Origin of the sequence: uncultured Streptococcus sp., assembly GCF_905372115.1 — a bacterium.
Lineage (GTDB): Bacteria > Bacillota > Bacilli > Lactobacillales > Streptococcaceae > Streptococcus.
Genome location: NZ_CAJPNR010000059.1, coordinates 1 through 11,722, shown reverse-complemented (window position 1 = coordinate 11,722; position 11,722 = coordinate 1). Strand labels below are relative to the sequence as shown.

General features: G+C 44.6%; 11 protein-coding genes and 1 pseudogene. 10 read left to right on the top strand and 2 right to left on the bottom strand.

What is annotated here, in order from left to right; translation table 11 throughout:
- The 6 genes and pseudogenes from QZ169_RS10865 to QZ169_RS10840 form a co-directional block, all read left to right on the top strand.
- A pseudogene (locus QZ169_RS10865) lies at window positions 1-139 on the top strand (CPBP family intramembrane glutamate endopeptidase); the annotation flags it as partial.
- Window positions 140-240: 101 nt separating this feature from the next.
- Entirely contained in the window at window positions 241-2,022 is a 1,782-nt protein-coding gene (locus QZ169_RS10860; protein ID WP_295506998.1) for a serine hydrolase, read from the top strand.
- A 17-nt stretch (window positions 2,023-2,039) separates the two neighbouring features.
- A complete protein-coding gene (locus tag QZ169_RS10855) occupies window positions 2,040-3,818 on the top strand; it encodes a serine hydrolase (protein WP_295506996.1) in 1,779 nt (592 codons plus the stop codon).
- Between the two features lie 194 nt (window positions 3,819-4,012).
- Window positions 4,013-4,612, top strand: a complete 600-nt coding sequence (locus QZ169_RS10850; RefSeq protein ID WP_175859727.1) for a TetR/AcrR family transcriptional regulator — start codon at window positions 4,013-4,015, stop codon at window positions 4,610-4,612.
- The gene (locus QZ169_RS10845) at window positions 4,609-5,172 is read left to right on the top strand and encodes a hypothetical protein (RefSeq protein ID WP_295506994.1); all 564 of its coding nucleotides are present in this window, start codon (window positions 4,609-4,611) and stop codon (window positions 5,170-5,172) included. Before QZ169_RS10850 ends, QZ169_RS10845 begins: the two co-directional genes overlap by 4 nt.
- Window positions 5,173-5,214: 42 nt before the next feature.
- Window positions 5,215-6,162 carry an alpha/beta fold hydrolase gene (locus QZ169_RS10840; RefSeq protein WP_295506993.1) on the top strand — a complete coding sequence of 316 codons (948 nt, stop codon included), beginning with the start codon at window positions 5,215-5,217 and terminating at the stop codon, window positions 6,160-6,162.
- Window positions 6,163-6,259: 97 nt separating this feature from the next.
- Here the strand turns inward: QZ169_RS10840 and QZ169_RS10835 are convergent, their stop codons facing one another.
- Window positions 6,260-7,699 (bottom strand): 6-phospho-beta-glucosidase, encoded by a 1,440-nt coding sequence (locus tag QZ169_RS10835; protein WP_295506991.1) that lies wholly within the window; start codon window positions 7,697-7,699, stop codon window positions 6,260-6,262.
- A 263-nt stretch (window positions 7,700-7,962) separates the two neighbouring features.
- Between QZ169_RS10835 and QZ169_RS10830 the strand changes: the two genes are divergently transcribed.
- The 4 genes from QZ169_RS10830 (at window position 7,963) to QZ169_RS10815 (ending at window position 11,002) form a co-directional block, all read left to right on the top strand.
- A complete protein-coding gene (locus QZ169_RS10830; protein ID WP_295506990.1) occupies window positions 7,963-8,643 on the top strand; it encodes an amino acid ABC transporter permease in 681 nt (226 codons plus the stop codon).
- Window positions 8,603-9,280, top strand: a complete 678-nt coding sequence (locus QZ169_RS10825; RefSeq protein WP_295506988.1) for an amino acid ABC transporter permease — start codon at window positions 8,603-8,605, stop codon at window positions 9,278-9,280. Before QZ169_RS10830 ends, QZ169_RS10825 begins: the two co-directional genes overlap by 41 nt.
- Window positions 9,281-9,288: 8 nt before the next feature.
- Window positions 9,289-10,038 (top strand): amino acid ABC transporter ATP-binding protein, encoded by a 750-nt coding sequence (locus QZ169_RS10820; RefSeq protein WP_295506986.1) that lies wholly within the window; start codon window positions 9,289-9,291, stop codon window positions 10,036-10,038.
- 88 nt (window positions 10,039-10,126) lie between these two features.
- Window positions 10,127-11,002, top strand: coding sequence for a cysteine ABC transporter substrate-binding protein (locus tag QZ169_RS10815; protein ID WP_002901451.1), 876 nt, complete (start codon window positions 10,127-10,129; stop codon window positions 11,000-11,002).
- 136 nt (window positions 11,003-11,138) lie between these two features.
- On the opposite strand, the gene QZ169_RS10810 is transcribed toward QZ169_RS10815, so the two are convergent.
- A complete protein-coding gene (locus QZ169_RS10810) occupies window positions 11,139-11,486 on the bottom strand; it encodes a VOC family protein (protein ID WP_295506983.1) in 348 nt (115 codons plus the stop codon).
- Between the last annotated feature and the right edge of the window lie 236 nt (window positions 11,487-11,722).

Here is an 11,722-nt window from a genome sequence, read left to right as displayed (position 1 = left end):
GTTTGTCGGCATCAACCTAGCTGATAAGTTTGATTTCTCTCAGGTTAACTCCCTCTTTTACCTTGGCGGCTTGGCCATTCTGACCCTTTACAGTATTTATCTCTGGTATCGGGCGGATAAGGAAGAGAAAAACGCATGATTAAAAAACAAGAATAACCTGATTCTAAATTAAAAGGAGACTGCGCCGACTATCTGAACTCAGCTTATGTGAATACTAAAGTTGAACAGAAAGGAAATGCTATGAAAAAATCATTTATTCTAACGCTTTTAACGATTATAACTCTAGGACTCTTCCGGCCAATTACTGCATCGGCTGAGGAGTCTCAAAAGCTGCCATCTGGTATCGAACGTGACCAGATCAGCCAGAAAATCCAAGACTATGTCAAGGAACATGAAAAAACAACAGCTGGCATGGAAACTGCTATCTTTGACAAGAATGGTACCATTTATCAAGGCAACTTTGGATACATGGATAAGGAAAAAGGCATCAAGGCTGATGATGATAGCGTTTTTGAATGGGGCTCCGTAACCAAATTAACCATCTGGGTCTCTGTCATGCAGCTCTGGGAGCAAGGTAAGATTAACCTAGAAGAAGACATCCGCACCTATCTGCCAGAGGGCTTTCTTAAGAATCTCCGCTATGACAAACCTATCACCATGTTGGATCTGATGAGTCATCAGGCAGGATTTGATGAGGTAACCATGTACCTACAAGACGATAAAAGTATCGAAGAAATCCTTAAAGAACAACAACCTATTCAGTCCTTTGAACCCGGTACAGTCACAGCTTATTCAAATTACGGTGCTGGCTTGGCTGCTCTGATTGTCGAGCGGATCTCTGGTCAGACTTTTGCCGACTATGCCCATGAGCATATTTTCCAACCACTGGGCATGGATAAAACGGCTATTTTGCCGGATCTATCAGACAATTCCTACGTTCAGAAAAAGCGTCAAGAAACCAAAGGTTACGACACTAAAGGAAACTTACTGAGCAAGGACCATTTCATCACTAGCATCTATCCTATCGGAGCGGCTACTGGCACCTTGAAAGACTTGGAGAAGTTCGCCCAAGCCCTGCTGGCTCGCAAGACGCTCTTTGAGCGCCCAGAGACCTGGAGCACCCTCTATACTGCCAGTTCCACCTACCCTGACACGGATATCATCCGCAATGCTCATGGCTTTTGGGCCAACGAATACGGTACTACTGTGTTGGGCCACGGCGGAAATACACCTGGCGCTACTTCACGGATAATGTTGGACTTGGAGCACGGTATCGGCTATGTCGTCATGACCAATCAAGGTACAGAGCAAAATTATAATTTCCAAATGCCAGAGCTCGTCTTTGGACCGCGCAAAACAGCCAGTAAGGAAACCAAAGAGCAGTTCAGTCCAGGCTATTATCGAACTCTGCGTAACTTTAATCAAGGGCCCCTGGCTATCTTTAAAATGATTCCAGCCTCCGCAGACTACTTGCAGGAACCATCTGACGATCAGCGATTGCCAAACAACTTCTGGACCATTTATCAGAGCCAAGGCAAGACCCGTATCGCAGTGGCTGTCGCAGACTATGAGAAAATCTCTGACTTTGATTTCTTTAAAGACTATGTTGTTCTAGGCTTGGCCGGACTTGGTATCATCTACGCCCTTGGCCTCCTCATCATCAGCCCGCTTCTAGGAGTCTATAGGCTTATCTTTCGCAAGAAACAAGACCAGCCAGACCTCACTTGGAAGGTCTGGAACCTCCTAACAGCTGTTGGTATTTTGGCTGTTCCAATCAATCTCTTTCTGCTATTCATGTCAGCAATTCCAGGAGATTTCAGCGAGATCGCTCAGTGGCGCTACATGCTCTTTGCTGCTTTGGGACTCCTGCTAACCTCAGCCGCTCTGTTACCTCTCTTCAGAAAGTTCAGAGAAAAGCTCAGCAAAGGCCGCCTCTTTCTAACATCCGTGACCAGCCTATCTGCCTTAGCAGTGGCCGCTAATATCCTCTATTGGTCTCTATATCAGTGGTGGGTATTCTAATATGAAAGGAGCCAGCTATGAAAAAAACATTTTCCCTAATCCTTTTAACTCTTTTGACTTTAGGACTCTTTCGACCAATTACCGCACTGGCTGAAGAGCAGAAACTCCCATCTGGTATCGAACGTGACCAGATCGGCCAGAAAATCCAAGACTATGTCAAGGAGCATGAAAAGACGACTGCCGCTATGGAAACGGCAGTATTTGACAAGGATAGCACCATTTATCAAGGCAACTTCGGTTATATGGATAAAGAAAAAGGCATCAAAGCTGACAACAGCAGCGTCTTTGATTGGGGCTCTGTGACCAAGCTGACCGTCTGGATAGCTGTCATGCAACTCTGGGAACAAGGAAAGATTGACCTAGAGGAAGATATCAAGACCTATCTGCCAGAGAATTTTCTTAAAAATCTGCACTTCGACAAAGCTATCACGATGCTGGATCTCATGAATCATCAGACGGGATTTGATGAATCTCTATCTTACACAAAAGGTGATAAAAATATAGAGGAAAATCTACGCATGCTCCAGCCTGTCCAGTCCTTTGAACCTGGAACAGTAACCTCTTATTCCAACTATGGTGCTGGGCTCGCTTCTCTGATTGTCGAGCGGATTTCCGGCCAGACCTTTGCTGACTATACCCACGAGCATATCTTCCAGCCGCTTGGCATGGACAAGACAGCTCTCCTACCGGACTTATCTGATAATCCCTATGTCCAGAAAAAACGCCAAGAGTCTAAGGCCTATGATACAAAGGGAAATTCACTAGGGACAGCTTTTTATGAATATGGTCTCTACTCAATTGGCCAAGCAGCCAGTACCTTGGAGGATTTACAGAAATTTGCTCAGGCTCTGCTGGGGCGCAAGGTTCTCTTTGAACGTCCAGAAACTTGGAATACTCTCTACAATCCCACTTCGACCTATCCAGGTACAGACATCGCCCGCAATGCCCACGGTTTTTGGATCAACGAATACGGAGTCAGCATCATTGGCCACAGCGGCAATACTGATGGTTTCAGCTCCCGGCTTATGCTAGACTTGGAAAGTGGCATCGGCTACATAGTCATGACCAATCAAAGCATGGAAGAGAATTACAACTACCAAATGTCTGAACTGGTTTTCGGAAAACGTAAAACAGCTGACGAAGATACCCAAAAGCAGTTTACACCAGGCTACTACCGTTCTCCGCGCACCTATCTCCATGGCCCCTTGTCCTTTCTAAGACTCATGATGCCCTCAATAGAGAAGATTGACAATCCTGCTCAGAACCGAATCTTGAGTACCAATTTTTGGACCATCTATGAGAGCAAGGGAAAGATTACAATTCCCGTCGCTGTGGTAGACTATGAGAAAATCTCTGCTTTCGACTTCTATAAAGACTATATCATCTTAGGATTAGGTATTCTTGGAATTGTCTATGGTTTTGGAACACTCATCATCAGCCTTTTATTAGGAGCTTATCGCTTGATTTCCCGAAAAACGGTTGAGCGCACAGACCGCACTTGGAAGGTCTGGAATCTGCTGACTTCTCTTGGTATTCTGGCTGTTCCCCTAAACCTACTAATGATTATGATACCTTTGATGTCAGATGACCTTGATTCTCTAGCTCCTTGGCGCTACATGCTCTTTGCTGCCTTGGGACTCCTACTAACCGCTGCGGCTCTGCTGCCGCTCTTCAGAAAATCCAGAGAAAAGATCAGCAAGGGACGCCTCTTCCTGACGGCCATGACCAGTCTATCTGCTTTGGCAGTAGTCGCTAATATCCTTTACTGGTCCCTCTACCAGTGGTGGGTGCTCTAAGGCAAATCTTTTAAAATGATACAGACTAAGGCTGAGACGTTATTGTCTCAGCCTTTTTCTTATTATAAGTCCTTCTGGCTTTTTTTGACCACTAAATTTTATTTAGTTTTTTCTTGATTTTTTATCTTTTATTTATTACAATATGAACAAGTTCATAAAATGAACGTATTCATATCTTGAAAAGGGATTTAAAAATGAAAGTAAGTAAAAAAGAAAAAAATCGTCAAGCTATTTTAGAAGTGGCAGGGGAGTTGTTTCGCTCTAAGGGCTTTGGAGCAGTTTCTATGCGAGAGATTGCAGAAGTCTGTGATATAGCTACTGGAACTCTATATAATTATTTTAAAAGCAAGGGGCAAATTTTTATTGAAATAGTTATCCAGAAGCAGTTTAAGCTGACTACAAAATTTGATGAAAATGCTGAGACTTATACAGAGCTTGTGGCAAGTATTAAAAAGCAGATTATATCTGATGTTGGAACTATAACTGAAGTTGAGAAGTCCGACTGGCAGAGCATTTTTCAAATTCTCACCTCTGATACTGATTCCAGTCAATATTTGAGCAACTTGCTGTATCTTGATAGTCAATATCTTCAATCAATTAAGACTTACTTGGAAAGCAAGGCTCATCTTCTGCCAGAAAACTACCCAATCGACCTCCTGCTGGAAATACTTTATAACAATTTAGGGCTTTTGGTAATCCGATATCTTTATACGGATATGCCACCATCACTTTTAATGGAAAAAGGATTGGAACAGATAGAATTTATCATGGGGCAGGGAGGAATAAAATATTGAGAGATATTTGCACACCTAAGTTTTTACAGGAACTATTTGGACGGAAAACAAGCCTGATGACCATAGTTATCACGATGACCTTCTCTTTTCTGGTAACTGGATTACTCTGGCGTCTTTCCTTGCCAGATCAGAATTGGCCATTATGGCAAATCATTACTTTTTGCCTCTTATCTGTAGATATCAGCGGAGGAGTGATCGCTAATTTATCTCAAGGGACTAATCATTATTATCAGGAGTCTGTAAAACGACGATGTATTTTCCTCCTGATTCACATTCAGCCCTTACTTCTAGCTCTACTTTTTAATCAGTCTTTACTAATCTGTACTATGGTCTGGCTTGGTGCGATGATAGGCGCTCTGTTTGTTAGCGAACTACTGAAAGATTGCAGGGAGCAAGCATTAACTGGTGCTTCTATGGCGGGGTTGGGTTGCATTCTTCTTATTAGTTACAGTAAATTGCCAATCAGTATGACAGCTCTTTTATCACTTTACCTGATTAAACTTCTATTCGCTTTTAGTGTAAATCACTATACGACCGCTTGGAGTAAAGATTATCAATAAAAGTATGCGAGTCTAAAATATGATGAACAGAAAGGAATCTCTATGTTGAAAAGAATCTTTATATTTATCCTTAAAACAATCACTTGGCTGGTAGGACTCTTAGCTCTGGCCTTATTGGCTATCTTTCTCTATCACCGCTTTCAAATAGCTCAGGAAAGCAAACTCATTGAGAAGCCGATTGGTCAGCTAGTCGAGGTAGAGGGTAAGAAGCTTAATGTCTACACTGCCGGCAAGGGCAAGAAGACCTTGGTTTTCCTAGCGGGACTGGGCACCAATGCTCCGGTGCTGGATTTCAAGGCTCTTTATTCCAAGCTAGAGGAGGATTATCGCATCGTCGTGGTAGAACGTCTAGGCTATGGTTACAGCGATGATGGAAACGATGAACGCTCATTGGATAGACAAGTGGAGCAGACACGTAAGGCCCTCAAAGCTGCTAAGATATCCGGTCCTTATGTTTTGGTTCCGCATTCGATTGCCGGTTTAGAAACGATTCACTGGGCCAATCATTACCCAGAAGAAGTAGAAGCTATTATCGGGCTGGATATGACCATGCCTCATACAGAGGTGGCCGACCAGCAGAAATTTTATGGCTCTTATCAGACTATCCAGCTGGGGAGAATGCTAGGCTTAGCTCGCCTACCGATTTTCTTTGATGAAAATAGCAGCCCAGCCATAAAGTCTGGGGCCCTCAATGATCAGGAAAAAGCTATCTTTAAAGCCTTGTTCCACCAGCGGTCAATCACTCAGGCGGTCATGAACGAAGTCAAGAATCGGAAGAAAAATGTTGAAACGATTAACAAAGAACCCGTGCCTCAGATTCCAACTCTTATCTTTGCGGCTGTCCAGAAAGGCGGAGAAGCTCCCAAGCTAGAGGAAGAGTTTGTCGCGCAAAATGCCCAAGCCAAACTTGTGACATTAGAAGGCTCCCACTATATCCATGACGAAAAGCCAGAGGAAATCGCCCAGCAAATAAAGGAATTCTTGAAATAATGAATCTTGTAAAGTATTTAAATTTCAGTTAGACTAAAGTTCCTATTAAAAATACATCCTTAAAAAAGGCTGAGACATTCATATCTCAGCCTTTTTCCTATTTCACAGATGCCCCATTAGTTGCGATGACTTCCTTGTACCAGTCAAAGGATTTTTTCTTGGAGCGCTTGAGTGTTCCTTTACCTTCATTGTCACGATCCACATAGATAAAGCCATAGCGCTTCTTCATCTCGCCAGTGCCGGCTGATACCAGGTCGATACAGCCCCAGGTCGTGTAGCCCCAAAGCACCACGCCGTCCTCATTGATGGCTTCCCGCATGGCCTTGACATGGGCTGCCAGGTAGTCAATCCGGTAGTCATCAGCCACATAGCCATTTTCATCCGGAGTGTCCACTGCGCCCAGACCATTTTCCACGATAAACATAGGCTTTTGATAACGATCCCAGATGGTATTTAGCGTAATGCGTAAGCCCAGGGGATCAATCTGCCAGCCCCACTCAGAGCTTTCTAAATAAGGGTTCTTGAGAGAAGCAAAGATATTGCCCTCGGTCAGCTCATTGACCTTAGGATCGCCCGAAGCTACCCGGCTAGAGTAGTAAGAGAAGGAAATGAAGTCCACCGTATGCTCCTTCAGCAGCTGCAGGTCCTCTTCTGTCATTTCGACACTGATGCCCTCGCGCTCCCAAGCTTTCTTAGCATAGTTAGGATATTCGCCACGCGCCTGTACGTCGATGAAGAAATAGTTTTTCCTGTCATCCTCCATACCAGCCCATACATCGCGTGGATGACAGGTGTTAGGATAATTTGGGCCCGCTGCCAGCATACAGCCAACCTTGTTTTCCGGATCAATCTCATGAGCCAGCTTGGTAGCAATGGCTGACGCGACCAGCTCATGATGGGCTGCTTGATACTTGACCTGCTCCTCATTTTCGCCTTCTTCAAAGCAGAGCCCCGCCCCCATAAATGGTGCATGGAGAATCATATTAATTTCATTGAAGGTCAGCCAATATTTGACCAAGCCCTTGTAGCGGGTAAAGAGAGTGCGGCAGAGACGCTCGTAAAATTCCAACATGAGACGATTCCGCCAACCACCATATTGCTCAATCAAGTTCATGGGACAGTCAAAGTGAGTAATGGTCACCAAGGGCTCAATGCCGTACTTGTGGCATTCCTTAAAGAGGTCTTCGTAAAATTTCAGGCCAGCTTCATTAGGCTCCAGCTCATCCCCCTTAGGGAAAATCCTGCTCCAAGCAATGGACAGCCGATATGTCTTAAAACCCATCTCACCAAAGAGGGCAATGTCCTCTTTGAAGCGATGGTACATGTCAATGGCTTCCTTGGCTGGGTAGAAATAGCCTTCCTCAAAGTCAAACATCTTTTTCTTACCCGTGATGATGGCCAAACGGTCCTCACCAATCGGCACCACATCTACATTAGCCAACCCACGACCATCTGCATCATAAGCGCCCTCACACTGGTTGGCAGCTGTCGCTCCACCCCACAAGAAACCATCCGGAAAAGTCAGTTTTTCAGTCATATCTTCCTCCTTAGTAAGATAAAAGATTTTCTATACTTTATAGTATAACAAAGTAAAATCTAAAAAACTTATAATATAATGTCGAATAATAATATTATTCTATGACCGATTGATTTCACAACTGAAATAACACCCCCCCAATCTAGCATTTCTCTTCAGACCAGTGATAGACTTTCTTTATCAGTGCGATAAAAAATACATATTACTAAAGGTCTGTTATCTATGCTAAACTAGGAACATCAAGTGTTTAAGGAGTGAGAGCCGTGAACTGGGACGTCGTCAGTGATTACTATCCCCTCTATCAAGAGGCCTTTCTTTTAACCATGTTCATCGCCTTTTGGGGGATTTTGGGATCGATTGCTGTCGGATTCTTAGTCAGCCTGATTCGCTTTTACAAGGTTCCAGTTTTGAAGCCGCTAGCAACCGCCTATATCGAGTTTTCCCGCAATACACCGCTGTTGCTGCAGCTTTTCTTTCTTTTCTTTGGCCTGCCTCGTGTTGGACTCGTTCTGTCCTCTGAGGCTTGTGCAACGATTGGGCTAATCTTTCTGGGTGGTTCCTATATGGCTGAGTCTTTCCGAAGCGGCCTTGAAGCAGTCAGCCGGACGCAGAGGGAGGTCGGACTCTCTATCGGCCTACGACCAGTGCAAGTCTTCTACTATGTCATCCTGCCTCAGGCTGCAGCTATTGCCCTACCTTCCTTTAGTGCCAATGTCATCTTTTTAATCAAGGAAACCTCAGTATTTTCAGCTGTTGCCTTGGCAGACCTAATGTTTGTAGCTAAGGACTTGATTGGCCTTTACTACGAGACAGATACGGCTCTGCTCATGTTGGTCATCGCTTATCTGATTATTTTGCTGCCAATTTCACTTGGCTTTAGCTGGATAGAAAGGAGGCTGCGGCGTGCAGGATTCGGGCATTCAAGTTCTCTTTCAGGGGAATAATTTCTTACGTATCTTACAAGGGCTGGGCGTTACCATTGGTATTTCCATCCTCTCGGTCATCATCTCCCTTATCTTGGGGATTATTTTTGGCATCATCATGACCTCGCACTCAAAAGTCGTGCGCTTTCTGTCGAGAGCCTATCTAGAGTTTATCCGAGTCATGCCCCAGCTGGTTCTGCTCTTTCTGGTTTACTTTGGCCTAGCCAGAAACTTCGACATCAATATCTCTGGTGAACTCTCAGCCATTATCGTCTTCTCTCTTTGGGGAACGGCGGAGATGGGAGACTTGGTACGAGGGGCCATCACTTCCCTGCCCAAGCATCAGTTTGAGAGCGGTCAGGCACTGGGACTGTCGCAGCGCCAACTCTATGTCTACATTATCATCCCACAGGTACTGCGACGGCTTTTGCCGCAGGCGATTAACCTAATCACGCGGATGATTAAGACAACCTCACTCATCGTCCTTATCGGAGTCATTGAGGTTGTCAAGGTCGGCCAGCAGATTATTGACAGCAATCGTCTGTCTATCCCTTCTGCTGCTTTTTGGATTTATGGTTGCATTCTGCTGCTTTACTTCGCAGTCTGCTTTCCTATTTCTAAGCTGTCCTCTTATTTGGAAACCATCTGGAAGGAGTAACGGACATCATGTCGGAAATCATTTTAGAATTACGAGACATTCGCAAGTCTTTCGGCAGCAATGCCATCCTTAAAGGCCTGTCTCTCTCTGTCCAAAAAGGAGAGGTCGTGGTCATCCTAGGATCATCTGGCTGCGGCAAGTCGACCCTGCTTCGCTGTATCAACGGTCTTGAAAGCATCCAGTCTGGTGATATTTTACTAGACGGCCAGTCCATCCTCAGCCAGAAAAAGGACTTCCATCTCGTTCGTCAGAAGATTGGCATGGTCTTTCAAAGCTATGAGCTCTTCCCCCATCTGGATGTCCTTCAAAATCTAATTCTTGGTCCCATAAAGGCTCAAGGGCGCAAGAAAGACGAGGTCATCAAGGAAGCTGAAAGCCTGCTAGAGCGGGTCGGCCTGGCGGATAAAAAGCACAGTTTTGCTCGCCAACTGTCTGGCGGCCAAAAGCAACGGGTAGCAATCGTCCGTTCGCTCCTCATGCACCCGGAAATCATCCTTTTTGATGAGGTGACTGCTTCGCTGGATCCTGAGATGGTCCGTGAAGTGCTAGAACTCATTAATGACCTAGCTGAAGAAGGCCGGACCATGCTGATTGTGACCCACGAAATGCAGTTCGCCCACGCCATTGCCGATCGGGTCATCTTCATGGACCAAGGTGGTATCCTCGAGGAAAATACCGCCCAACAGTTCTTCAGCCAACCTAAAACCCAGCGAGCCCAGGAATTTCTCAATGTCTTTGACTTCAGCCATCTAGGCTGACAGTTATGCCTACCCCACCACTGATGTGGCTGCTCTTTGGTAGCTCTGTGTTTTCTTCGCATTTCCATATCTTATAAAGGAGTCTCTTATGAAATTATCTAAAACAATCTTTGCTTTAACAACCCTTACTCTAGCTTTCTTCCTTGTCGCTTGCGGCAGTTCCAGCAAGAAAGATGCTGGTAACAAAGACGCAGCTTCCAGCAAAACGGTCAAGGCCCGCAGTCTGGAGGAAATTAAAAAGAGCGGTAAGCTTCGTATCGCGGTTTTCAGCGACAAGAAACCGTTCGGCTATGTAGATAACAACGGCAAATATCAAGGCTATGACATTTATCTGGGCGACCAGCTAGCCAAAGATTTGGGCGTTAAGCCAGAATACGTGCCTGTAGATGCTGCCAACCGGGCTGAATACTTAATCTCCAACAAGGTCGATATTACCCTGGCCAACTTCACTGTCACAGACGAGCGGAAAAAACAAGTTGACTTCGCTCTGCCCTATATGAAAGTATCTCTTGGAGTTGTATCACCAAAAGGCTCAGTTATCACCAAGCCTGAGCAGTTGGAAGGTAAGACCCTGATCATCACCAAAGGAACCACAGCTGAAACCTACTTTGAAAAGAACTATCCGAATATCAAGCTGCAAAAGTATGATCAGTACAGCGATGCTTACCAAGCCCTGCTGGACGGCCGTGGCGATGCCTTTTCTACGGACAACACTGAAGTCCTAGCCTGGGCGCTGGAAAACAAAGGCTTTGAAGTCGGCATCACTTCGCTAGGTGATCCAGATACCATTGCCCCAGCTGTGCAAAAAGGCAATACCGAGCTGCTCAACTACATCAACGACGAAATCAAGAAACTGGGCAAAGAAAACTTCTTCCACAAGGCCTATGAAGAAACTCTCCACCCAACATACGGCGAAGCTGCTAAGGCTGACGACCTAGTTGTTGAAGGCGGGGAAGTTAAATAAACCTGCTGATATAGAGCAAGAAGTTGGACAAAACTTAATTTCTAGCCGAAATATAATATTAGTTCACATAAAAACGCATAAAATCAACACTTTTGTAATCAGTTGATTTTATGCGTTTTTTCTATGTCAAACAGACCTATTTCATTCGATAAAAATCAATCACTAGACCAGCAGGGCCTTTAACTAGCAGCGATTCCGTTCCCCAATCAGTTACAGCTGGGCCATGTAAAATTTCAGCACCAAGCTCTTTCAACCGTTTATAATTCTGGTCTACATCCTCGATCTCAATGTGAAGAATGATTCCCGACTGAAAATTTTCCAAAGGAATCAAATGATTTTGAGACAACATGAGGCAGTGACTGCCAATCGTGAACTGTGCAAAATCATCATCAACATAGTCTGCCTTTTTATCCAAAATATGCTCCAAGTCAGCACAGACTTGGGGAACATTTGAAACGATAATATCTAATTGATTTAAATTCATTTGTTATCCTCCACAAAAAAACCGGATTGCTCCGATCTTTTCAAGTTCTGCTCTAAGAAAATCAAAAAATAAAGTCTACAAAATTTACATTTGATTTTCGACGAGAGGAATTATTTAATTGCGCGTGATTGCAAACCTTCTTCTTCCAAGAAGAGGCGGAATGGTACGAGTTCTTCTGCTTCGTATTTTTCCTTGAAGGCTTTGATTGCTTCTTCTGAGTGAAGTTTTGGATCCAA